The sequence below is a fragment of the Streptomyces sp. AC602_WCS936 genome (genome assembly GCF_019049125.1).
In the GTDB taxonomy this organism is placed as follows: domain Bacteria; phylum Actinomycetota; class Actinomycetes; order Streptomycetales; family Streptomycetaceae; genus Streptomyces.
This window is the reverse complement of the sequence record NZ_JAGMUF010000078.1, coordinates 1-23,648: the sequence shown is the minus strand read 5'-3', so window position 1 is coordinate 23,648 and position 23,648 is coordinate 1. Positions and strand designations below refer to the sequence as shown.

The 23,648-nt window shown below is 71.5% G+C and carries 15 protein-coding genes and 1 pseudogene; 4 read left to right on the top strand and 12 right to left on the bottom strand.

From position 1 onward, the window contains the following. From KUM03_RS24835 to KUM03_RS24820, 4 genes are all read right to left on the bottom strand, one after another. Positions 1-1,368, bottom strand: a 1,368-nt coding sequence (locus tag KUM03_RS24835; protein WP_217251523.1) for a hypothetical protein, incomplete at its 3' end; no start/stop codon positions are given. Between the two features lie 114 nt (positions 1,369-1,482). Then, positions 1,483-6,423 carry an NAD-glutamate dehydrogenase gene (locus KUM03_RS24830; protein WP_217251522.1) on the bottom strand — a complete coding sequence of 1,647 codons (4,941 nt, stop codon included), beginning with the start codon at positions 6,421-6,423 and terminating at the stop codon, positions 1,483-1,485. 728 nt (positions 6,424-7,151) lie between these two features. Continuing rightward, positions 7,152-7,826: an HAD family hydrolase gene (locus KUM03_RS24825; RefSeq protein WP_217251521.1), complete on the bottom strand. Its 675-nt coding sequence runs from the start codon at positions 7,824-7,826 to the stop codon at positions 7,152-7,154. A gap of 50 nt (positions 7,827-7,876) precedes the next feature. Continuing rightward, positions 7,877-8,395, bottom strand: a complete 519-nt coding sequence (locus KUM03_RS24820) for a hypothetical protein (RefSeq protein WP_217251520.1) — start codon at positions 8,393-8,395, stop codon at positions 7,877-7,879. Between the two features lie 317 nt (positions 8,396-8,712). Here KUM03_RS24820 and KUM03_RS24815 point away from each other — a divergent pair, with 317 nt between their 5' ends. Beyond that, entirely contained in the window at positions 8,713-9,444 is a 732-nt protein-coding gene (locus tag KUM03_RS24815) for an Rv3235 family protein (RefSeq protein ID WP_217251519.1), read from the top strand. A 103-nt stretch (positions 9,445-9,547) separates the two neighbouring features. On the opposite strand, the gene secA is transcribed toward KUM03_RS24815, so the two are convergent. Next, on the bottom strand, positions 9,548-12,394 hold the full coding sequence (secA, locus tag KUM03_RS24810; protein ID WP_217251518.1) for a preprotein translocase subunit SecA: 2,847 nt from the start codon (positions 12,392-12,394) through the stop codon (positions 9,548-9,550). Positions 12,395-12,671: 277 nt separating this feature from the next. On the opposite strand from secA, the gene KUM03_RS24805 reads away from it, so the two are divergent. Together KUM03_RS24805 and KUM03_RS24800 are read left to right on the top strand one after the other, a co-directional pair. Further along, positions 12,672-13,241, top strand: a complete 570-nt coding sequence (locus KUM03_RS24805; RefSeq protein ID WP_217251517.1) for a GNAT family N-acetyltransferase — start codon at positions 12,672-12,674, stop codon at positions 13,239-13,241. Positions 13,242-13,297: 56 nt separating this feature from the next. Further along, positions 13,298-14,500 (top strand): winged helix-turn-helix domain-containing protein, encoded by a 1,203-nt coding sequence (locus KUM03_RS24800; RefSeq protein WP_217251516.1) that lies wholly within the window; start codon positions 13,298-13,300, stop codon positions 14,498-14,500. Between the two features lie 29 nt (positions 14,501-14,529). On the opposite strand, the gene KUM03_RS24795 is transcribed toward KUM03_RS24800, so the two are convergent. From KUM03_RS24795 to mtnA, 7 genes are all read right to left on the bottom strand, one after another. After that, a complete protein-coding gene (locus tag KUM03_RS24795; protein WP_217251515.1) occupies positions 14,530-15,288 on the bottom strand; it encodes a response regulator transcription factor in 759 nt (252 codons plus the stop codon). Positions 15,289-15,512: 224 nt separating this feature from the next. Continuing rightward, entirely contained in the window at positions 15,513-16,205 is a 693-nt protein-coding gene (hpf, locus tag KUM03_RS24790) for a ribosome hibernation-promoting factor, HPF/YfiA family (RefSeq protein ID WP_217251514.1), read from the bottom strand. A 314-nt stretch (positions 16,206-16,519) separates the two neighbouring features. Beyond that, complete coding sequence (locus tag KUM03_RS24785; RefSeq protein WP_217251513.1) at positions 16,520-17,437, bottom strand: ComF family protein; 918 nt, start codon at positions 17,435-17,437, stop codon at positions 16,520-16,522. 97 nt (positions 17,438-17,534) lie between these two features. Further along, positions 17,535-19,373, bottom strand: coding sequence for an LpqB family beta-propeller domain-containing protein (locus KUM03_RS24780; RefSeq protein WP_217251512.1), 1,839 nt, complete (start codon positions 19,371-19,373; stop codon positions 17,535-17,537). Then, entirely contained in the window at positions 19,363-21,441 is a 2,079-nt protein-coding gene (mtrB, locus tag KUM03_RS24775) for an MtrAB system histidine kinase MtrB (protein ID WP_217251511.1), read from the bottom strand. Before mtrB ends, KUM03_RS24780 begins: the two co-directional genes overlap by 11 nt. A 1-nt stretch (position 21,442) precedes the next feature. Further along, positions 21,443-22,132, bottom strand: coding sequence for a two-component system response regulator MtrA (gene mtrA / locus KUM03_RS24770; RefSeq protein WP_191862447.1), 690 nt, complete (start codon positions 22,130-22,132; stop codon positions 21,443-21,445). A gap of 4 nt (positions 22,133-22,136) precedes the next feature. Then, positions 22,137-23,279: an S-methyl-5-thioribose-1-phosphate isomerase gene (gene mtnA, locus KUM03_RS24765; RefSeq protein WP_217251510.1), complete on the bottom strand. Its 1,143-nt coding sequence runs from the start codon at positions 23,277-23,279 to the stop codon at positions 22,137-22,139. A gap of 140 nt (positions 23,280-23,419) precedes the next feature. Between mtnA and KUM03_RS24760 the strand changes: the two are divergent. Beyond that, positions 23,420-23,648: pseudogene (locus tag KUM03_RS24760) on the top strand (hypothetical protein); the annotation flags it as partial.

The following is a 23,648-nucleotide window of genomic DNA, read 5'->3' as shown; positions in this document are numbered from 1 at the left end:
CCCCCGATCCACCACCCACCGCACCCCGTACTCCCGCAAGATCCCCCGCCGCACGCTCCCCACCGCCCCCTCCGAGAAGTACGCCCGCACCGCCGCCACCCGCTCCCCCTCGTCCCGCAGAAAGAAGTCGGGATACCCGGGAGCCACCGTGTACGCCCCGTACGCCGGAATCTGCCGCGAGGGAAACTTCCGCGCCATGACCACGTCCCCGTACCCCACCCACGGCGTGATCCACTGGTACCCCGTCCAGGGCTCCCGGTACTTCGCCTCGACCACCCCAGGCAGCAGCCCCCGGTCCACCACGTACCCCAGCGCCCCCGCCTGCGCCCACGCCCCCACCACCAGCGCCGCGCCCAGCACGCACACCCACACCGTCCGCACCGCCCGCCGCCCTGCCCCCACCACCTCCAGCGCCACCGCGAGCTGCGCCGGGATCAGCGCGGCGGGCAGCGCCCTCCCCCAGGACCAGTGCCCGCTCACCCCACCCGCCGCGAAGACCACCGCGCCCAGCGCGAAGAACAGCACCAGCACGTCCCGCCGGTCCCGCCACCACCGCACCCCCAGCGCCGCCACTCCCACCAGCACCAGCCAGTACCGCCCGGGCAGGTCCCGGTACAGCGACCGGTGCACGGCGTTCATCCCGTCCCCCGCACCGAGCAGGGCGAAGAAGTCGTAGTACGGCCAGGCCCACAGCACCACCACCCCCAGCAGCAGGCCCACGCCCAGCCGCCCCCAGACCCGCCACCCCGCCCGGGAGCCGAGCACCACGGCCAGCGCGCCCAACGAGGCGACGACCCCCGAGAACTGGTGCACGAGCAGGATCACCGCCCACAGCACCCCGCACCCGGCCCAGACCCACCGACCGGCCGGCCGCCGCGCCAGCCACGCCCACAGGTGGAACGCGAGACCGAGCGCGAGCACGCTCGGATAGGCCACCGTCAGCGCGAGGGAGTGGAAGCCGAGGAAGCCACTCCAGCTGAACTCCTCCGTGCCCCACAACAGCACCAGGCACAGCAACGCGAGCGGCGGCGCCGCCGGGTGCCCGCTCAGCGTGCGGACGTACCGCCACACCCCCGTCACCAGCACCCCGAGCGCCACCAGCGCCCCGATCCGCAGCACGACGAAGACCGAGAACCCGCTCAGCTCGGCCAGGGCACCGAGCAGCACCGTCCACGGCGAGTAGTACGGGCTCGGCGTGTCCGCGTCGACCAGGGGGTTGCCGGGGTCGGTCAGGCTGTGCCGCAGTCGTTCGACGGTGGCCGCGTGGATGCCGAGGTCACCGGCCCAGGGCAGCCGGACGACCGCCAGGAGCAGGAGCAGCAGGAGGACGAGCGCGGCGACGCGTGCGGTCCAGAGACGCCCAGTCACTCCGTCACCTTATGCGGAGTTTCCGGACAGACCAGGCAGACCGGACATGAGGGCGCCCCGGGTCACCTCGACCCGGGGCGCCTCACACCGCTGTGCGGCTACGGCATCACACCGTCACGAGTGCGTGCGCAGCAACGTCCGCATCGTCCGCATCGCCACCGACAGGTTGGACAGGTCGAAGTCCTCCGAGTTGTGGATCTCCTCCAGCGTGGTGCGGGCCCGGCCGAGGATCGCCGCGTTCTTCTGCTCCCACGCCTTGAACCGCTGCTCCGGCGTCGACGTGCCGTTGCCGGCCGCCAGTACGTCGGCGGTGAGCGCCGCGTGCGCCGCGTACAGGTCCTCGCGGATCGCCGCGCGGGCCATGGACTGCCAGCGGTCATTGCGGGGGAGGTCGCTGATCCGGTCCATCAGCTGGGTGACGCTGAGCCGGTCGGCGAGGTCGTAGTACACCTCGGCGACGTCCAGCGGCTCCTTGCCCATGCGGTCGGCCACCGACACGATGTCCAGCGTCGGGAAGGCCGAGGAGAACCCGGCCACCCGCGTGGCCGGCTCGTCCGGGACACCGGCCGCGGTCAGCTCGTCGAAGATGTGCTGGTACCACTCCGCGTCCGCGCCGCGCAGCAGCTTCGGCAGCTGCGACCAGACCTGCTCGACGCGCTCGGCGAAGAAGTCCACCGTCTCGGCGAGCTCCAGCGGCTGGGGCCGGTTGTTGAGCAGCCACCGCGTGCCGCGCTCGACCAGGCGCCGCGAGTGCAGGCGGATGCGGGTCTGGACGGCGGCCTCGACCTTGGTGTCCAGGGCCTCCACCGCGTCCCACACCGGGGAGGAGCGGAAGATCGCCCGGGCCGCGGTCTGCGCCCGCACGATCTCCTCCAGCGACGCGCCGGTCTCCTCGCGCATCCGGTGCAGGTACGTCGTACCGCCCGTGTTGACCGTGTCGTTGACCAGCACGGTCGTGGTGATCTCGCGGCGCAGCGGGTGGCCGTCGATCTGGTCCAGGAACTGCTCGCGCAGCGCCGTCGGGAAGTAGGCGTGCAGCAGGCCCTTGAGGTACGGGTCGTCCGGCAGCGAGGTGTGCAGCAGCTCCTCGGCGACCGTGATCTTCGTGTACGCCAGCAGTACGGCCGTCTCCGGGCCGGTCAGGCCCTGTCCGGCGCCCAGGCGTTCGCGGATCTGGCGGTCGGTGGGCAGGAACTCCAGGGCCCGGTCGAGGCTGCCTTCGCGCACCAGGTGGCGCATGAAGCGCTGCTGGGCGTGGAGCATGTCGTTGGACTGGGCGAGCGCGTTGGCGATCGCCGTGTTCTGCGCGTAGTTGTTGCGCAGGACCAGGGCGCCGACCTCGTCGGTCATCTGGGCCAGCAGCTTGTTGCGCTGCTTGACGGTCATGTCGCCGTCCTTGACCAGACCGTTGAGCAGGATCTTGATGTTCACCTCGTGGTCGGAGGTGTCCACGCCCGCGCTGTTGTCGATGGCGTCCGTGTTGATCTTGCCGCCGGTGCGGGCGAACTCGATCCGGCCCAGCTGGGTCAGGCCCAGGTTGCCGCCCTCGCCCACGACCTGGACGCGCAGGTCCTTGCCATCGACGCGGATGGCGTCGTTGCCCTTGTCGCCGACGTCGCCGTTGGACTCGGTGGAGGCCTTGACGTACGTGCCGATGCCGCCGTTCCACAGCAGGTCCACCGGGGAGCTGAGGATCGCCTTCATCAGCTCGGCCGGGGTCGTCTTGGTGACGCCCGACTCGATGCCGAGGGCCTCGCGCATGTGGGCGTTGACCGGGATCGACTTGGCCGAGCGCGGGAAGATTCCGCCACCGGCCGAGATCAGCGCGGTGTCGTAGTCCTCCCACGAGGAGCGCGGCAGCTCGAACAGACGGCGCCGCTCGGCGTACGAGGTGGCCGAGTCCGGGTTCGGGTCGACGAAGATGTGCCGGTGGTCGAAGGCGGCGACCAGACGGATGTGCTCGGACAGCAGCATGCCGTTGCCGAACACGTCGCCGGACATGTCGCCGATGCCGACGACCGTGAAGTCCTGGGTCTGGGTGTCCACGCCCAGCTCCCGGAAGTGCCGCTTGACGGACTCCCAGGCGCCGCGGGCGGTGATGCCCATGCCCTTGTGGTCGTAGCCCGCGCTGCCGCCGGAGGCGAAGGCGTCACCGAGCCAGAAGTTGTAGGACTCGGCGACCTCGTTGGCGATGTCCGAGAACTTCGCCGTGCCCTTGTCGGCGGCGACGACGAGGTACGTGTCGTCCTCGTCGTGCCGGACGACGTCCGCCGGGTGCACGACCTCGCCGGCCACCATGTTGTCGGTGATGTCGAGCAGCGCCGAGATGAACGTCTTGTAGCTGGCGATGCCCTCGGCCATCCAGGCGTCGCGGTCGACGCTCGGGTCCGGCAGCTGCTTGGCGACGAAGCCGCCCTTGGCACCGACCGGCACGATGACGGTGTTCTTCACCATCTGCGCCTTGACCAGGCCGAGGATCTCGGTGCGGAAGTCCTCCCGACGGTCGGACCAGCGCAGACCGCCGCGGGCGACCTTGCCGAAGCGCAGGTGCACGCCCTCGACGCGCGGCGAGTACACCCAGATCTCGAACGCCGGGCGCGGCGCGGGCAGGTCGGGGATGGCCTGCGGGTCGAACTTCATGGAGACGTAGTCGTGCGGCTTGCCGTCGTTCGTCTTCTGGAAGAAGTTCGTCCGCAGCGTCGCCTTGATGACGGTGAGGAACGAGCGCAGGATGCGGTCCTCGTCGAGGCTGGCGACCTGGTCGAGGGCCGCGTCGACCTCTTCGAGCAAGGCGTCGACGATCTCCCGCCCGGCGCGCTGGCGCTCCGGGGCCATCCGCGCCTCGAAGAGGGAGACCAGCAGGCGCGTGGTGTGGACGTTGTTGCGGAGGGTGTCCTCCATGTAGTCCTGGCTGAACGTCGACCCGGCCTGCCGCAGGTACTTGGCGTACGCGCGCAGCACCATGGCCTGCCGCCAGGTCAGCCCGGCGCTGAGCACCAGGGAGTTGAAGCCGTCGTTCTCCGCCTGCCCGTTCCAGGTCGCGGCGAAGGCCTCCTGGAAGCGCTCGCGAGCGTCGTCGCCGAGGTAGTCGGCGCCGCCGGCCACCGACTTCGGCATGCGCAGGCCGAAGTCGTAGATCCAGGCCGTGGTGCGGTCCGCGCAGCGCAGGTCGTACGGCCGCTCGTCGGTGACCTCGACGCCGAGCCGGCTGAGCACCGGCAGCACCGCGGACAGGGAGACCGTGCCGCCCTTCTGGTAGATCTTGAACCGGCGCTCCTCGGGCGCGGCGCCGACCGGCTCGTACAGGCTCAGCTCGAAGGTCTTCTCCTCGTCGAGCCGCTCCAGGTGACCGAGGTCGGCGACCGCGGAGCGCGGGCCGTGGTCGGCCTTGTAGCCCTCCGGGAAGGCGCTGCCGTAGCGGCGCAGCAGCTCCGCCGCGTGCTCCTCGCCGAACTCGGCGGTCAGCGCCTCGGCGAACCCGTCGGCCCAGGAGCGGGCGGCCTCGACGAGGCGGGCCTCGACGCGCTCCTTGTCGGCGTCGGACAGGTGCGGCAGCTCGGTGCCCTGCGGGACGCGGACCACGAAGTGCAGCCGGGACAGGATCGACTCGGTGTTCCAGGCCGTGAAGTCGACGCTGGTGCCGCCGAGCTCCTCCTTGAGGATGTCGATGATCCGCAGCCGGACGCCGGTGGTGTAGCGGTCGCGGGGGAGGTAGACGAGGGCCGAGTAGTAGCGCCCGTACTCGTCCTGGCGCAGGTAGAGCCGCAGCCGGCGGCGCTCCTGGAGGTAGAGCACGGAGGTGACGATGGACTGGAGCTCGTCGGGCGGCGTCTGGAACAGCTCGTCGCGCGGGTAGGTCTCCAGGATCTGCAGCAGGTCCCGGCCGTCGTGGCTGTTGGGCGAGAACCCGGCCCGCTCCAGCACCTCCTCCACCTTGCGCCGGATCACCGGCACCCGGCGGACGGACTCGGTGTAGGCGGCGGAGGAGAAGAGCCCGAGGAAGCGGCGCTCGCCGACGACGTTGCCGTTCTCGTCGAACTTCTTGACGCCGACGTAGTCCAGGTACGACGGCCGGTGCACGGTCGCCCGGCTGTTGGCCTTGGTCAGCACCAGCAGCCGGTGCTCGCGGGCCTTGGCCCGGGCGTCGGCCGGGAGCCGCTCGAAGGAGGGGCTGACCGGGTGGCTCTCGTCACTCGCGTGGTGCGGGTCGGAGCGCAGGATGCCGAGGCCGGTGCCGGCGACGGCGGCCAGGGAGTCGTCGCCGCGCAGCTCGTACTCGCGGTAGCCGAGGAAGGTGAAATGGTCGTCGGCCAGCCAGCGCAGCAGCTCGCGGGCCTCCTCCAGCTCCCGCGGCGGCAGGTCGCCGGGGGTCGGCTCGTCCGGCAGCCGCTCGGCGATGCGGACGGCGGCGTCGCGCATCTTGCCCCAGTCCTCGACGGTCTCGCGGACGTCGTTGAGGACGCGCAGCAGGTCGGCGGTGATCTGCTTCAGGTCGCCGCGGTCGGTCTCGCGGTCGATCTCGACGTGGATCCAGGACTCGACGTGCGCGTCGTGCGGCAGGTCGGCGGAGGGGCCGCCGGTGAGCACCTCGACGAGCTTGCCGGTGAGGTCGCGCCGCACCACGATCTGCGGGTGGACCACGACGTGGATGCCGCGGCCCTGCCGGGTCAGTTCGTTGGTCACGGAGTCGACGAGGAAGGGCATGTCGTCGGTGACCACCTCGACCACGGAGTGGCTGCACGTCCAGCCGTTCTCCTCGACGGTCGGGGTGTGCACCCGCACGTTCGCGGTGCCCTGCGGGCGGTTCTCGGCCAGCCGGTAGTGCGAGACGGCGGCTCCGAAGACGTCGACCGGGTCGCGGTCGGTCAGGTCCTCCGGGGCGGTGTGCCGGTAGTAGCGCCTCAGGAACGCGAACACGGATGCCTGGTCCGGGGTGCCCGGCGTGCCCTCGTCCGTCGTCCCAGTCGGTAGGTGCCCCCCGACCGGGCTGTTCTCAGCTACCCGCGCAGCCCTTTCGAGCAGCTCGGCCTTGGCTTCGTCCAGCTTGGTCTGCATTGTCCTCTGGCTCCTGTCGCGCGCCGTTGCGTGACGTTGAAGGAAGTACGGTCTCCTGCCTTCCGGCACGCCCTCGGGACACGGGGTGTCCGGTCCGTTCAGACGCTATGCCGCAAGGTGAGAGGAGCGGGGGCATATCAGCCAATGTCGCCACGTTCACCAGGTGTGACGTCGCTCTCGTCGTCACCGTCCGGGGAGTGCGCGGCGTCGTACCGGGGGCCTTCGATGCCCCGTCCCGCCCGCGAAGACCAGCGACCGCCGCCCGGACACGGATGTCGTCCGTGCTCACCGGGCGCAGGGCGGAGGCAACGGTGCCCCCGCGAGCTATCGCGCTGATCACGCCACAAGGCTATCGCTCCCCGCCGGGCTCCCGTCACGACCCGTATGTGTACAAAACCAGGACCCAAACTTTGACGTTCTGCACAGAGACACCGCACCGCCCTAGCTGCGGGCAGTCGCGCCGCACCCCACGCAGCTGCGGGCAGTCGTGCCTCCCCCAGTGCCTGAACGGCCTGGGAGGTACCCCCAGGGCGGCACGGGTGGGCGGTGGGGGCACCTCCCGCTCATGGGGGTCCCTCCCGCGCGAGCGAAGCCGAGCGTGGGGGAGAAGCCGAGAGTGGGGGAGGCACCCCGCAGCGCCGGGCTGCGCGACCCACCCCCCTCGCCCACACCGACGCCGGTCAGCACACAGCCGACGGCCTCCCAGGCCCCGCAAACCGGCGGCAGCCTCACGCCGCCAACCGCGCCGCCTCCACAACCGCCTCCGCCAACGTGTCCACAACCGGCGCCCCAGCCCCCTCAAGACTCGCCCGACTGTGCGACCCCCCGGTGTAAAGCACCGCCCGCGCCCCCACCCGCCCCGCGGCCACCGCGTCATCCGCGGCATCCCCGATCACCACCGTGCGCGCGGGATCGACCCCCGCCGAACCGGCCAGCGCGGCGATGTGCCGCACCATGTGCTCCGCCTTGCTGCCCCCGGACGGCCCGGTCCGCCCGTCGACGCGTATGAAGTGCGACTCGATCCCGAAGCCCTTGACCAGCGGCACCAGCTCCTCGTGCCCGTACATGCTGAGGATCGACTGACTGCGCCCCGCCGAGCCCCAGTCCGCGAGCAGCTGCGCCACGCCCTCCGTGAGCCCGCACCGCACCCGGTGCTCGGTGTAGTGGCGTTGGAAGGTCCCGTCCATGAGCTGCCACTCGGCGTCGGTGGGCAGCCGACCCATCAGCCGCTCGTAGAACTTCGGCACCGGCACGCAGTACAGCGCCCGGTACTGCTCCAGCGTGATCGGCGACAGCCCCAGCTCGGCGAAGGCGGCGTTCGTCGCACCGATGATCGCGTCGTTGTCGTGGAACAGTGTCCCGTTCCAGTCCCAGACGATGTGCGCCCCTGTCTGCATCCCCATGCCAAAAACGTACCCGCCGCCACTGACAATCAAGGCGGGCCGCCGCGGCGTCAGTCGCCGGCGGCCTCGACCAGGCTCGCGATCTCCTGCGTCGCGTACCAGAGCAGCTCGTGGTCCTCCGCCCCGTCCACCACGAACCGCGCGTCGTCGTCCCCGCCGTCCGCCGCCGCGAGGGCCCCGGCCGCGGCGGTCACGTCCGCCTCGGCGTCGGCGGAGTCGACGTGCACCGAGGCCGCCTTGGCCAGCGGCAGGGGGCCGGCCACCCGCACCTCGCCCAGCGCGGCGGGATCGGGCCCGCGGTCCGGGTCGGCGGTGGCCGCCCCGTCGGGTACGTCGGCGGCGACCACGACCCGGCGCCGCGGCGCCCCGGCGTCGGCCGCCAGCAGCCGCAGCGAGGCCAGCGCGGCCCGGTTGAGCGCGGCGTACTCCAGCTCCTCGATGTCGTCCGAGAGGTACCACTCGCGCAGCGCCGGTGTGACGGCGTGGGCGACGAGCGGCCCGGTTCCCAGCTGTCCCGTCCTGTGCGCCTCGGCGAGACCGGAGAGGGTCAGGGGAACGTAGACGCGCATGAGGCTGCCGCTTTCGTGGTCGGGGGCTCCGCCGGGTGCCCGGGAGAGGCCGGGAAGAGCCTTCAGGATACGTGCGGGTGTCCCCTTTCGAGTCCCCACCCGTGACGCCTGACGCGTCCACTTCCGTCCCGGAACTCACCCGGTGGTCCCGCGCCACGCCGGGCCTTCCGAGACCCCGACCACCCGGATAGGTGAATCTGCCGTGCCCTCGACCGGGTCGCGATCCTTCTTGCCGCACCGTTCCGCCGCCCCGTACAAGATCCCCGACCGCAAGTTACTGCCCGGTATCAGCCGGGCCGTCGAACCGGGGAGCCCCCATGCGCAAGGTCATGACCAGGACGCAGTCCCGCCCGCTCCGCCCCGCACCGGCCACCGCAGTCGCGCCGACCGCAGCGGCACTCGCCCCCGCGGGCTCCCCGCCGTGCGTCCCCGGCGCCGCACCGCCCCGCAGGCCGGGCGGCGGCGCCGTACGGTCCACGGCACCCGGTGGTCGTCCGCCGGGCTCCCCGGGCCGGTCCCCTCGGGCCCGTACCCGGCCGGCGGACACCCGACCGTCCGCGACAGGGCCGGGCCGCACCCCCAGGACGGGTGCGCGCACGGCTGCCGGCGCCGCTCTGCCGGGCTCCGCCGTCCCGGCCGTACGCCGCGAGGCTCCGCCCGCGGCAGGGCCCGTCGTGCCCGCCCAGGCCCCTCGCCGTCCCGTACCGCAGCTCCGCCCGACCGACCGCTTCGCCGAGCTGCTGCTCAACGTGCTCAGCGGCCGGCGCCCCGTCCACTCGATGCTCCGCCACACCGCCGGACGCGCCTACGACGAACTGGCCCACCTCGCCGAACGCGGCCCCCTGCGCACGCGCGGCGCCCTCCCCGTCGTCCGTGACATCGGCTACTTCGAGCCCCGGCCGGGCGCCCTGGAGGTCTTCGCCCGCATCGGCGCGGGCGACCAGCTGCGCGCGATGGCCTTCCGCCTGGAGCAGGGCCGGGACCTGCGCTGGCGCTGCACGGCGGTGGAACTGGGCGGCCCGCGCAGGCCGCACGCGGACGACGACTGAGCCCTGCCCGGCGGCTGGGCCCTTCACCGGGAAAGGCCGAAGGGCCGGACGCAGGGAGGCGTCCGGCCCTTCGGCGGCCACGGTGCCCGCGGGCACCGCACGGTCACTTCTTGCGGCGGCGTCCGCCCTTGGCCTGCTTGCGGCGCTCCGCGCGGGTGAGGCCGTCGGACGAGGAGCGCGCGGGCTCCTCGTCGGTGGTGAAGTCGCCCTCGACGACGCCGCCCTCGCCGTCCACGGTCGGCGCGGAGAAGTGCATGTTCCGGCGCTGCGGGGCGTCGAGACCCTTGGCGCGGATCTCCGGGCGGGCGCCCGCCTGGGCCGGGACGGCGTCCTGCGCGCCCTTCTCCAGCGACGGCGCCGCGTCCTCGACCGGGACCTCCTCGACCTGCTGCTCGACCTGGACCTCCAGGTTGAACAGGTAGCCGACGGACTCCTCCTTGATGCCGTCCATCATGGCCTGGAACATGTCGAAGCCCTCGCGCTGGTACTCGACCAGCGGGTCCTTCTGCGCCATCGCGCGCAGGCCGATGCCCTCCTGGAGGTAGTCCATCTCGTAGAGGTGCTCGCGCCACTTGCGGTCCAGGACCGAGAGTACGACCCGGCGCTCCAGCTCACGCATGATCTCGGAGCCGAGCTGCTTCTCGCGCGCCTCGTACTGCTCGAGGACGTCGTCCTTGATGGACTCCTCGATGTAGTCGGCGGTCAGTCCGGCCCGGTCGCCGGCCGCCTCCTCCAGCTCCTCGACGGTGACCTTCACCGGGTAGAGCTGCTTGAAGGCGCCCCACAGCCGGTCGAGGTCCCAGTCCTCCGGGAAGCCCTCGGCGGTCTCCGCGCGTACGTACGCCTCGATCGTGTCGTTCATGAAGTGCTGGATCTGCTCCTGCAGGTCCTCGCCCTCCAGGACGCGACGCCGCTCGCCGTAGATGACCTCGCGCTGCCGGTTGAGGACCTCGTCGTACTTCAGGACGTTCTTGCGGGTCTCGAAGTTCTGGGTCTCGACCTGGGACTGCGCGGACGCGATCGCGCGGGTGACCATCTTGTTCTCGATCGGCACGTCGTCCGGGACGTTCGCCATCGACATCACGCGCTCGACCATCTGAGCCTTGAACAGGCGCATCAGGTCGTCGCCCAGGGAGAGGTAGAAGCGGGACTCGCCGGGGTCGCCCTGACGGCCGGAACGGCCGCGCAGCTGGTTGTCGATACGGCGCGACTCGTGCCGCTCGGTGCCCAGCACGTAGAGGCCGCCGAGGTCCTTGACCTCCTCGAACTCCGCCTTGACCGCCTGCTCGGCCCGCTCCAGGGCAGCGGGCAGGGCCGCGGCCCACTCCTCGATGTGCTCCTCGGGGTCGAGGCCGCGCTGGCGCAGCTCCGCCTCGGCGAGGTCCTCGGGGTTTCCGCCGAGCTTGATGTCCGTACCACGGCCGGCCATGTTCGTGGCCACCGTCACGGAGCCCTTGCGGCCCGCCTGGGCGACGATCGTCGCCTCCCGGTCGTGCTGCTTGGCGTTGAGCACCTCGTGCTGGACGCCGCGCTTGCTGAGCTGCTGCGAGAGGTACTCGGACTTCTCGACCGACGTGGTGCCGACGAGGATCGGCTGGCCCTTGCGGTGCTTCTCCTCGATGTCGTCGACGACCGCCTCGAACTTCGCGACCTCGGTGCGGTAGATCAGGTCCGACTGGTCCTTGCGGATCATCGGCCGGTTGGTCGGGATGGGCACCACGCCGAGCTTGTAGATCTGGTGGAACTCGGCGGCCTCGGTCATCGCCGTACCGGTCATGCCGGACAGGCCGGGCTGTTCCTTGCCGTTGTGGTCGTGGCGCTTGTAGAGGCGGAAGAAGTTCTGCAGGGTGATCGTGGCGAGCGTCTGGTTCTCGTCCTTGATGTCCACCCCTTCCTTCGCCTCGATCGCCTGGTGCATGCCCTCGTTGTAGCGGCGGCCGGCGAGGATACGGCCGGTGTGCTCGTCGACGATCATGACTTCGCCGTCGAGGACGACGTAGTCCTTGTCCTTCTTGAAGAGTTCCTTGGCCTTGATGGCGTTGTTCAGGTAGCCGACCAGCGGCGTGTTCACCGACTCGTAGAGGTTGTCGATGCCCAGCCAGTCCTCGACCTTGGCGACACCGGACTCGTGGATGGCGACGGTGCGCTTCTTCTCGTCGACCTCGTAGTCGCCGGTCTCCTCGATGCCCTTGAGGGTGTTGCCGGCCTCGCCCTTCTTCAGCCGCGTGACCAGCTTGGCGAAGTCGCCGTACCACTTGGTGGCCTGGTCGGCCGGTCCGGAGATGATCAGCGGCGTACGGGCCTCGTCCACCAGGATGGAGTCGACCTCGTCGACGATGGCGAAGTTGTGGCCGCGCTGGACGAGCTCGTCCTTGGACCAGGCCATGTTGTCGCGCAGGTAGTCGAAGCCGAACTCGTTGTTCGTGCCGTAGGTGATGTCGCAGCCGTACATCTCGCGGCGCTGGGCCGGCGTCTGGTTGGCCAGGATGCAGCCGACGTTCAACCCGAGGAACTTGTGGACGCGGCCCATCAGCTCGGAGTCGCGCTCGGCCAGGTAGTCGTTGACCGTGACGATGTGCACGCCCTCGTCGGACAGGGCGTTGAGGTAGGCGGGCAGGGTACCGACGAGGGTCTTGCCCTCACCGGTCTTCATCTCGGCGACGTATCCCATGTGCAGGGCCGCGCCGCCCATGATCTGCACGTCGTAGTGGCGCTGGCCCAGGACGCGCTTGGCGGCCTCGCGGACGGTGGCGAAGGCTTCGGGCAACAGGTCGTCCAGGCTCTCACCGTCGGCGTACCGCTGCTTGTACTCATCGGTGAGGGCCCGCAGCTCGGCGTCGGAGAGGTCGACGAAGTCCTCTTCGATGGAGTTGACCTGGTCCGCGATGCGGTGCAGCTTGCGCAGGATCTTGCCTTCGCCTGCACGCATGATCTTCGAGAGGACGGACACGGGGGTTGGTCTCCTTGCCGGTCGGGCCTGGGACGGTCGATTTCCTGTGACGTACTGAGCAACGGCCATCGTAAGCGAGGACCCCGCCGCCCCGGGAGCCCGCTGTAACGGGGACCGTGTGCTCCTTCATCCAGCTTCCGGTCTGCCGTCACTCGATTCAACGTCCGGGCACCGCGGATGGTGCCGCACCCGTCGGCGAATTGCGCGAAAAGTGACCGCCTGTTCACGCACGGCAAAAAGTTGGCGCCCACCGCGGACCGCCCCGCAGAATCGGCCGATGGAACCCGTCACGCTCACCACCGACCGTCTCGTCCTGCGCACGGTGGGCCCCCAGGACACCGAGGCCGTGTACGCAGCCTGTCAGGACCCCGACGTCCAGCGCTGGACCACGATCCCCTCTCCCTACCTCCACGAGCACGCACGGAGCTTCACGGAGCAGATGGTCCCCGACGGGTGGGCGAACGCCTCGATGTTCACCTTCGGCCTCTTCCTCCCCGCCGGGGACCTGGTGGGGATGCTCGGCGTCACGATGATCTCCCTGGGCGTCGGCGAGATCGGGTTCTGGGGTGCCAAGGAACACCGCGGCCACGGCTACGTCACCGAGGCCGCCGTCGCCGTCTCCCGCTGGGCCTTCACCGAGCGCGCGATCGACCGTCTGGAGTGGCGCGCCGAGGTCGGCAACACGGCATCCCGCGCGGTGGCCCAGCGCGCGGGCTACACCATGGAGGGCACGTTGCGCTCCGCGATCAACAACAAGGGCACCCGCCGCGACGCCTGGATCGGCTCCCTCCTCCCCTCGGACCTCTCCCTCCCGTCGACGGCCCCGTACCTGCCCGCACGAACCTGACCCGCGCCTGTCACAGCGCCGCCCACTGTCAGACCCACCCCCTATCGTGCCGACGTATGACGACCCTCCCGCCCCCCACCACGGAGCTCTCCGCCGACGAGGCCCGCCGCATCGCCCTCCGCGCACAGGGCTTTCTCGGCGCCCCCGACCGCCGCGCGGGCGTCCGCGGTGTCCTCCGTCACCTGGGCGCGGTGCAGCTCGACACCATCTCCGTCCTCGCCCGTTCCCACGAACTCATCCCGTACGCCCGCCTGGGCGCGGTGGGCCGCAAGACCGTCGAGGACGCCTACTGGCGGCGTGTTTCCGACAGCGCGCCTCCGGCACGACCCCACGCCTTCGAGTACTGGTCCCACGCCGCCTGCATCCTCCCCATCGAGGAGTGGCCCCACTTCGCCTTCCGCCGCCGCGCCTACCGCGACCGCCCGCACTGGAACCACCAGCTCCCCGACGGCGTCTACGACCAGGTCGTAAAGCAGCTCCGCACCGAAGGCCCCCTCACCGCGACGGACCTGGGCGGCGCGAAGAAGACCAGCGAGTGGTGGGACTGGTCGGGCACGAAGGTCGCCGTCGAGCGCGCGCTCATGTACGGCGAGGTGGTCTGCGTCGAGCGCCGCGGCTGGAAGCGGGTGTACGACCTGGCCGAGCGCGCCGTCCCGGCCGCGCTGCTCCACGACGACCTGGACGACACCGAGTGCCTGCGCCGCCTGGTCCGACTGGCCGGTCGGTCCCTGGGCGTCGGCACGCGCGCGGACATCGCGGACTACCACCGCCTCAAGGCCGAGCAGGTCGACGCGGTGATCGCCGACTCGGGCCTGGTCCCGGTCACGGTGGAGGGCTGGTCCAGGCCGGCCTGGGCGGACCCGGAGGCCCTGCTGACACCCCCGCGCGGCCGTCACCGCACGACGCTGCTCTCGCCCTTCGACTCCCTGGTCTGGGAGCGTGCCCGCACCGAGCGGATCTTCGGCTTCACCCACCGCCTGGAAGCCTACGTGCCCCGGCAGAAGCGGGTGCACGGCTACTTCGCGATGCCCGTCCTGGCCGGTGGCCGGCTCGTCGGCCGCGTGGACCCGGCGCGTGAGGGCCGCACCCTGGTCGCCAAGCAGGTCACGCTGGACGGCCCCAAGGCCGCCGCGCCGGTGGCCCAGGCCCTGGTCGAGGCGGCGGACTGGGTGGAGTGCACGGACGTACGGGTGGAACGCGTCGACGCGCCGGAGCTGCGCGAGGCCCTCACGGCAGAGCTGGCCCGCCTGCTCGCCTGAACCGGCGGCGACCGCTCCGGCCTCGGCCGTCAGCGGATCTCGAGGATCTTCTCCCGCATCGCGTAGACCACCGCCTCCATCCTGGAGTGCAGCTGCAGTTTCTCCAGGATGTTGCGCACGTGGTTCTTCACGGTGTTCTCGGAAATGAACAGTTCCTTGGCGATGTCCCGGTTGTTCATTCCCGTGGCGACGAGCTTGAGGACTTCGATCTCGCGGTCCGTGAGCCGCGGCGCGGGCACCAGCCGGCGTTCGTCGGTCCGCTGGATCATCGACTTGAACTCGGTGAGGAGTTTCGACGCCATGGAGGGACTGATCTGCGACTGCCCGTCGGCCACCGCGCGAATGGCGGTGGCCACCTCGTCCGTCGAGATCTCCTTGAGCAGATAACCCGTCGCCCCTGCCTTGATCGCGTCGTACAGGTCGGCCTCCTCGTCGCTGATCGTCAGCATGATGATCTTGGCGCTGGGAGCCACCTCCTTGATGGAGGTGCAGGCCTCGATCCCGCCACGCTTGGGCATCCGCACGTCCATCAGGACGATGTCCGGCAGCAGGTCGGCGGCCTTCTCCACTGCCTCGGCGCCGTCACCGGCCTCCCCGACGACCTGGATGTCCTCCTCGGCCGCCAGGACGATCTCCAGGCCGCGGCGGAACAGTGCGTGGTCGTCCACGACCAGGACCCTGATCGGCTCCTCGCGCACAGAGGCCGCGTCCGGGCCCATGCCGGGCGCCCGGTCGTCGATCCCGTCGTCGACGCCCTCGCCCCGCATCGGTCCGAAAGTCTCCGCCATGGTTCCTCCCCCTGAAGGCTGCGGCCTGTGGTCCTGATCCATCGCCAACCCAGAGCAACGCCCCACCGGTTGGGCCGTTGCCGCCATGATTCCATGCCCGGCCGACACCGGGGGGACCAGCGGGCCACGAAGGGGTCGCACACCCTCGCGCACCGTCGCACACCGGTGCCCCTGGGGGCGCACACACGCTCCAGGGGCACCGGTTCCGCTGTCATCCGGCGTCGTCAGCCGCCCAGCGCATCGCCCGCCTCGGGAGCGTGCGCCTGGGTGACCATCGTGTCCGTGGTGAGGTGGATCACGCCGTAGTCGTAGGCGTGCCGCCGGTAGACGACGCTGGGTTCCTTCGTCTCGGAGTCGACGAACAGGTAGAAGTCGTGCCCGACCAGCTCCATCTCGTAGAGCGCCTGGTCCAGGCTCATCGGCGCGGCCACGTGGGTCTTCTCGCGGACGACGAGCGGGCCGTCGCCCTGGACCTCGAGCGAGCCGATCTTCTTGGTGGGTACCGCGTCCTGCTGCTCCTGCGGGACGACCTCGCCGTGCCCGTTGAGCGTCGCCGCGCCGGGGACGTGGTCGGCGACCTCGGCCGCCGAGATCCGGCGCGCGCCGCGGCGCGAGAAGCGCTTGTCATGCTGCTTGCGCAGCCGGGCGCCGAGCTTCTCCGCCGCCAGGTCGAGCGCCGCGTACGGGTCGCTCGCCGCCGCCTCCGCCCGGATGACCGGACCGCGGGAGCGGAGCGTGATCTCCACTCGGTCACAGCGATCGGCCTGCCGGGGGTTCGGCTCCTTGGACACCTCGACGTCGAGGCTGATCACCTTGCCATCGAGCTTCTGGATCTTCTCCAGCTTCAGCTTCTCGGCCACGTGCTTCCGGAACCGCTCGGGCACCTCGGTCTTGCGGCCCTTGACGACGATGTCCACGCAGAACTCCGTTCCCGGATCACTCCGCTTCGACGGCGGAGCATCTCCCTTTTGCACCAGGCCCCGGTCTATCCCGGAACCTCGGACTCGGTGACGTCCACCTCCTCCCCCGTGGGCAGGATCTCCACTCCACCGGTGCGGGTGATGACGGTGAAAACCCGCAGCACGGCATTCGGATTCAAGAGGTGTGGCCTGCGGCTTTGCCTCACAACCGAACATATCTCGCCCGGACGGATGTCGTCACCCTCTACCGCGGGGTACCTCCGTTCCGGTGAATTGATCCTCTCATCACCTGCAACGACATAAGTTCTCAGTCAGTTCCGGTTTAATTCGAAAGAATCTGGCGAAGCCGCGACCACCGCCGCGCAGATCACTTCACCGATCACGCCACCGCCTCCGTTCGGACCCGCCATTCGGGGTCCGGCCTTCCGTTCCTCTCTGCCTTCCCCTGCCGCCGCGGGATACACAGCCGATTTCGCCGTCCAGTACGTTCCCGGACCCGTCGTCCGCTCAGACACGCAGGGCTTTTCCCCGGCCGTCGCCGCGCGCAGGACCCGTGCCGCCTCCGTCAGCGACGCCCCGGTCGTCATCAGGTCGTCGACGAGGACGACCGGTCCGCCCCCGCACAGCAGCCGTCCACCCCCGGTGACCACGGCCAGCGCGCCGGCCAGGTTGTCCAGCCGCTGCCGGGCGCCGAGGCCCGACTGGTCGGCCACGGCGTGCCGCTGCCGCAGCACGGCCAGCACCCGGGCCGGGGTCCCGGTCCGCCGCAGCTCCCCGGCGGCCGCCAGAGCGATGCGCCGCGCCGGATCGTGCCCGCGCGTCCGCACCGCACGGCGGGCCGACGGCACGGGCACGAGCAGCACCGGCCCCCGCGCGCGTACGGCCGCCTCCCCCTCCCGGACACCCGCCCGAGGCCCCCGGCCACGCGTCCACACCTCCCCGAGTCCCACCCGCACCGCCCCGGCCAGGGCCACACCGAGCGGTGCCGTGAGCGCCAGCACGCCCCGCTCCTTGTGGGCCAGCAGAGCGGCCCGCACCTCGTCCGCGTACCGCGCGGCCGCGTGCACCACCGGCAGCCCGGGCGGCTCCGGCACGGGCCGCACCCGGCACGGCGCGGCCCCGCTCAGTGCCGTACGGCAGCGAGGGCACAGCACCGACCGGGCCCTGCCGCAGCCTCCGCACTCGGCCGGCAGCACCAGGTCCGTGAGGTCCCGCCACCATTCCCGCACGGCCACCACTGTGCCAACGCCCGCACATCTCCACCAGGCCTGTGGAAAACGATGGAAAAGGGCCTGTGGAAAACAAGGGAGAGCCCCGCGGGGGCCGTCACCCCGGATAGACCGGTGCCGTCCCCTCCGTCACCTTCTGCCACTGCAGCCCGGACGGCAGCCGCACGATCAGGTCCTCCGAGTACGCCACCAGCGGCAGCGTCTCGTCCTCGGTCGCGGCGATCTCCTTCACCCCGGTCAGCGCGGCGGGCACCGAGACCTCCGGTGTGGAGCCGTCGACCTGGACGTACCCGATCTGCTGCACGCCCCCGCGCTCGCGTCCGACCACCACGAGCCGGCTGTCACCGGCCCAGGACATGGCCGTGACCTCCTCCAGCTCGGGGGTCGCGGAGCGCAGCTCGAGGACCGTGACCGCGGACTGGTCGCCCGCCTTCCCGTCCCGTTCGATCCGCCCGATGAGCAGCGAGCGCTCGCCGCCCTTCTCCACGATCAGCGCGATCCGCACGCCGTCGGCCGCCACTCGCACGGCCTGGATCCGCCCGTCCAGGCCCGGGGTCCGCACCTCCAGCGGCTCGCCCGCGCCCTCCTTCAGCAGCAGCAGCCGGGGGTCGGCCGGGTCGCGGTCGGCGATCCACAGGTCGCCCTGGGCGTCCCAGCTCGGCGGTGTGAGCCGGTCCTGCTCCGTCTTGCCCTTGCTGACGAGCACGGGCTCACCGAGCGAGCCGCCCGACACCAGGGAGCCGACGTACAGCGACTTGTTGTCGAGACCGACGGCGGCCGCGCTGTGCTCGTTGCGCGAGACCGCGACCGACCGCAGGCGCACCGCTCCCTCGCCCAGCGCCCCGGGGACGGGTTCGGCCCGTGTCCCCTTGCTGCCGGCGGCGATGCGCACCAGGCGATCCTGGTCGTCGACGAAGTACAGGTAGTCGGGCCGGTGGGCCGAGCCGCGCGTCGCGACCGTCTCGGCCCGGTCCTCGGTGAGCGAGCACAGCTGCTCGCCACCCGCGCGCAGCTCGACCTCGTCCACCACCGGAGTGAGGCTCTGCACGGTGAACAGGAGCTGCGCCGCCATCTCGTCGCACTTGTCCCTGCCGACGCCGGCCGCCTTGTCGTTCAGCGGCACCGTCAGCTTGTTGTGGTCGTCGGGCGTCAGCGGGTCGGTGGTCTTCGCAAGCGCCGTACCCGTGGGGAAGCTCGACCTGACCACGGGCCCCAGCAGCCGCGTCGGCCCGCTGAACAGGGACTCCACCACCTGGGTCATCGGGTCCACGAGCCGGCGCACGTACACGGGGTCGGCGACGGCCGCCGGCTGCCGGCTGGTGCCGGCCCGCGTGGTGGGAGAGGTGTTCGAGGCGAAGAAGTACTTGTTGACGGACATGTAGGTGCGCTGGAAGTCCGACTTGCCCATGATGACGCCCTGCGGCAGCACGTCGATGCGCCACTGCCGGTTCTTGCCGGCCCGGGTGAGGTGGACCGCCTCCCGGTACTCCCCCTCCGCCGGCGTGTACGACTGCTGCGCGTCCACCGTGGCGACCCGGGTGCCGGTCAGGGTGACCGAGTAGTCGTTGGCCTCCTCCCGGTTCCCCGAGTGGTCGGTCTCCGTCCCCGGCCCGCCCGCCAGCACCGTCGTCGACCGCTGCGGCCGCCAGGTCTTGGCCGCCTCACCCGTCAGATACTTGCGCGCCGTCTCGTACTGCGGATCGTTGCTGGTCAGAGCCTCCAGGAAGCCCTGGACGATCTCCGTGGGCGGGGCGTCCTCCCGCGGCGGCATCGCGAACACCCGCACCTGGGGGTCCTGCCGCGGCGTGGAGTCCACCCCGCGCACGTCCCCGCTGTCGGGCATGGACGCACAACCGGCCAGCAGTACGACGCCGCAGACCGCGTACGTCACCGCGCGCGCCGGCCGCCGGCCGCTCCCCTCGCGGTCAGCGCCCACGAGTTGCCTCCCCTTGCCTGCTCGATTCTTCCGGCCCGGCGTCCGGGCGGCTCGCCGCCTCCGGCGCGGGCCCGTCGTCCTGTCTCCGGGCGCCCGACTGGGGCCGCGGCACCACGCGCGCGCCGTTGCCGGGCAGCGCCGTCGGGTCGGCGGTGGGCGCCGCCGTCGCCGACCGCGGCGGAATCGGTCCCCGCGCGGACACCGAGGTCGCCTGACCGGCCGACGTCTGCGCCGGAACGGTGGCCGCCTTCTCCGCGTCCCGCGGCGCGGCGGCCTCGCCCAGACCGGCGTCCTCCAGCCCGCGGTTGCGCCGCGAGTCCGTCGGTTCCAGCGGTATCGGCGAGCCCCGCAGCGGCTCGTCGGCGGTCCTGGGCAGCGTCAGCCGGAACTGCGAGCCGCCGCCCGGCTCGCCCCAGGCCTGCAGCCAGCCGCCGTGCAGCCGCGCGTCCTCCAGGGCGATCGACAGGCCGAGACCCGTACCGCCGGTGGTACGCGCGCGTGCCGGGTCGGCCCGCCAGAAGCGGCTGAAGACCCGGGTAGCCTCTCCCGGCTTGAGTCCGACGCCGTAGTCGCGCACCGCCACGGCGACGGCGCCGCCGGCCGCGGCGAGCTTGACGACCACGTCGTTGCCCTCGCCGTGCTCGACGGCGTTGACGACGAGGTTGCGCAGGACGCGCTCCACGCGCCGGGCGTCCGCCTCGGCGACGACGGGCTGCTGGTCACCGACCACGCGTATCCGCGTGCCCTTGCGGTCCGCGAGCGGTTCGGCCCCGCTGACGACCCGCCGTACGACCTCCCGGAGGTCTGTCGCGTCGGCCTCCAGTGCCGCCGCGCCCGCGTCGAAGCGGCTGATCTCCAGCAGGTCCGCGAGCAGCGTCTCGAACCGGTCCAGCTGGTCCGCGAGGAGTTCCGCCGACCGCGCGGTCACCGGATCGAAGTCCACGCGCGCGTCGTGGATGACGTCGGCCGCCATCCGGACGGTCGTCAGCGGCGTCCGCAGCTCGTGCGACACGTCGGAGACGAACCGCCGCTGCATCCGCGACAGGTCCTCGAGCTGGCTGATCTTCAGCTGAAGGTTCTGCGCCATCTTGTTGAAGGCCTCGCCGAGCCGCGCGATGTCGTCCTCGCCGGTGACCTTCATCCGTTCCTGCAGCCGCCCGGCGGACAGCCGCTCGGCGACGCCGGCCGCCATTCGTACGGGTGTGACGACCTGGCGCACCACGAGCCAGGCGATCGCCCCGAGCAGGACCACCACGAAGAGCCCGGCCGTCGCCAGGGTGCCCCTGACCAGGCTGAGGGACTTCTCCTCCTGCGTGAACGGGAACAGGTAGTACAGCTGGTACGGCTCACCGTTCGGGTCGTTGACCTGCTTGCCGATGACCAGGCCGGGCTGGGAGGGCTGGTCGGAGTCGTAGACGATCCGGGTGTAGCTCTGCGCCGCCGCCGTGCTGCTGTCGATCCGCTCCCGGAGCTCCTCCGGCACGCTGACCGACCAGTTCACCACCCCGGAGGCGCGCGGACCGCGTCCACTGCCGCCCTCGCCGCCCATGGGCAGGGTGACCACGTCGAAGGCGCCCTGGCCGCCGCTGGAGAGCGACTTCACCAGCTCGCTCATCCACTGGATGACGTTCTGCGAGGGACGGCCGTCCCCGACGGACGCGCCGTCGTCGCCGGTGACGCCCGCGTCCTCCTCGGCCCGTTGCTTGGCCACCGCGAACCCGCCGGTGGCCTGGCTCTGGGACGCCTTCACCTTGGCGTCCAGCAGACCGTTGCGGACCTGCCCGATCACGACGAAACCGAGCAGCAGCACCACGCCGAGTGACATCAGCAGTGTGGTGACGACGACCTTGAGCTGGATGTTGCGCCGCCACAGCCGCATGACGGGCAGCAGCGGCCGGCGCACCCAGCGCATGAACAGCCGGAGCACCGGGCTGCCCTGCACCCCGCCGTTCAGCAGCCCGCCCTCCAGCAGCCGGTTCCAGCGGGAACCTGCGGGCGGTGGGCCGACAGGCCGTCCGGCGCGGGCCCCGGACCGGCCGGGCGCCGAAGCGGCACTGTCCCTGCTCATGTCAGCTCGGCCCGGCCTTGTAACCGACGCCACGGACGGTCACCACGATCTCCGGCTTCTCCGGGTCCTTCTCGACCTTGGAGCGCAGCCGCTGCACATGCACGTTGACCAGCCGGGTGTCGGCCGCGTGCCGGTAGCCCCAGACCTGCTCGAGGAGCACCTCCCGCGTGAACACCTGCCACGGCTTGCGGGCAAGCGCCACCAGCAGGTCGAACTCCAGCGGCGTCAGCGCGATCGACTGCCCGTCCCGCTTCACGGAGTGACCGGCCACGTCGATGACCAGGTCGCCTATCGCGAGCTGCTCCGGTGCCGGCTCCTCGGACCTCCGCAGGCGCGCCCGGATACGGGCGACCAGCTCCTTCGGCTTGAACGGCTTCACGATGTAGTCGTCGGCGCCCGACTCCAGGCCCACCACGACGTCGACGGTGTCACTCTTCGCCGTCAGCATCACGATCGGCACACCCGACTCCGCCCTGATCAGGCGGCACACCTCGATGCCGTCCCGGCCGGGCAGCATCAGGTCGAGCAGCACCAGATCGGGCTTGGTCTCCCGGAAGGCGGCCAGCGCCTTGTCGCCGTCGGCTACGAACGATGGCTCAAAACCCTCACCACGCAGCACAATGCCGAGCATCTCGGCCAGTGCGGTGTCGTCGTCGACGACAAGGACTCGTCCCTTCATAAACGCCATCATCCCATTAGCTAATCGTGACCTGGCGTGACCTGGCACACAGCTCGGCGAGGGCCTCGGTGGTCACGGGCGAGACCGCGCCCTCCTCGGTGACGATCGCCGTCACCAACTCGGGCGGAGTCACGTCGAACGCCGGGTTGTACGCCTGGGTCCCCAGGGGTGCCACCGGAATCCCGCCTCCCGCTCCCGTCACCGGCACCTGCGGTGCTGTGACCTCGGTCACTTCATATCCGGGGCGCTGTTCGACCTCGACGGACGCCCCGTCCGGCGTGTCCGGGTCCACCGTCGTGACCGGTGCCACCACGATGAACGGCACATGGTGGTACCGCGCGAGCACGGCGAGCGGATAGCTGCCCACCTTGTTCGCGACCGAACCGTCGGCCGCGATGCGGTCCGCACCGATCAGCACCGCGTCCACCTCACCCGCCGCGAACAGCGAACCGGCCGCGTTGTCGGTGAGCAAGGTGTACGGCATGTCGTTGCGCGCCGCCTCGTAAGCCGTCAGGCGAGCACCTTGCAGCAACGGACGCGTTTCGTCCACCCACAGGCGCCTGAGCCGCCCCGCCCGGTGCGCGGCGAGCGCCACCGCGAAGGCCGTGCCCTCACCTCCCGACACCAGCGAACCGGTGTTGCAGTGCGTGAGGACCCGGTGCCCGCCCGCGGGCAGCAGCTCGTCCAGCAGCGCCAGCCCGTGCGCGGCCATCCGGGCGCTGGCCTCGGCGTCCTCCCGGTGCAGCGCCCGCGCGGCGGCCAGCGCCGCCGTGGCGGCCTGACCGGCGTCACCGGTCCTGACGAGCGCCTCCTGATGGGCGGCCCGGGCCCGGCGTACGCCGACGGCGAGGTTCACCGCCGTGGGGCGGGCCCCCGCCAGCGCGTCCGCGGCCTCCGCCACGTCGAAGCCCCGGACGGCGGCGAGCGCGACGCCGTAGGCGCCCGCGATGCCGAGCAGCGGAGCCCCGCGCACGGCGAGCGAACGGATCGCCTCCACGAGCGCGGGCGCGTCCGTGCAGACCAGCTCCACCTCCTCGGCCGGCAGCCTGGTCTGGTCCAGCAGGACCAGCACCGGGCCCTCGGGAGGTTCCTCCCAGCGCAGTGCCGGGATCCCCGTCGGCCGCTTGTCCTCGCCGCTTCGCGCGTCCTGATCAGCCATGCGGTCAGTCTGCCCCCTGTCCGGCGGACAATTGAAGGTGCGCACCCCATACCGCGCCCGGTCCGCGCCGGAGCACCCCATGGCACGATGGCTGCCAACCTGCCGCCGCGACCGCGGACGGGCACCGTGAAGGAGCGACGATGAACGACACTCCGGGCTGGGCCTCGCCCGGATCCGCCCCGTCCGACGGGCGGGAGCCCGGCGCGTCCGGCCCCGCCGACCGCCCCGGCGGTCCCGACCAGCCCGCGCAGCCCGCGGACCAGCCGGGCACGGAGCCGACAGGCCCCGACACGAAGTGGTCCAAGGAGCAGCCGCCCCCGGGCCAGTGGTCCGCCCCCTCCGGCCCCGGACAGGCCCCGCCCCCACCCC

Excerpts from the sequence above, each read along its gene's own strand:
- KUM03_RS24820 (WP_217251520.1), bottom strand. The coding sequence starts at position 8,395 with ATGCGCGTCTACGTTCCCCTGACCCTCTCCGGTCTCGCCGAGGCGCAC.
- mtnA (WP_217251510.1), bottom strand. The coding sequence starts at position 23,279 with ATGGCTGATCAGGACGCGCGAAGCGGCGAGGACAAGCGGCCGACGGGG.
- KUM03_RS24795 (WP_217251515.1), bottom strand. The coding sequence starts at position 15,288 with ATGGCGGAGACTTTCGGACCGATGCGGGGCGAGGGCGTCGACGACGGG.
- KUM03_RS24800 (WP_217251516.1), top strand. The coding sequence starts at position 13,298 with ATGACGACCCTCCCGCCCCCCACCACGGAGCTCTCCGCCGACGAGGCC.
- mtrA (WP_191862447.1), bottom strand. The coding sequence starts at position 22,132 with ATGATGGCGTTTATGAAGGGACGAGTCCTTGTCGTCGACGACGACACC.
- KUM03_RS24825 (WP_217251521.1), bottom strand. The coding sequence starts at position 7,826 with ATGGGGATGCAGACAGGGGCGCACATCGTCTGGGACTGGAACGGGACA.
- mtrB (WP_217251511.1), bottom strand. The coding sequence starts at position 21,441 with ATGAGCAGGGACAGTGCCGCTTCGGCGCCCGGCCGGTCCGGGGCCCGC.
- KUM03_RS24815 (WP_217251519.1), top strand. The coding sequence starts at position 8,713 with ATGCGCAAGGTCATGACCAGGACGCAGTCCCGCCCGCTCCGCCCCGCA.
- KUM03_RS24830 (WP_217251522.1), bottom strand. The coding sequence starts at position 6,423 with ATGCAGACCAAGCTGGACGAAGCCAAGGCCGAGCTGCTCGAAAGGGCT.
- KUM03_RS24805 (WP_217251517.1), top strand. The coding sequence starts at position 12,672 with ATGGAACCCGTCACGCTCACCACCGACCGTCTCGTCCTGCGCACGGTG.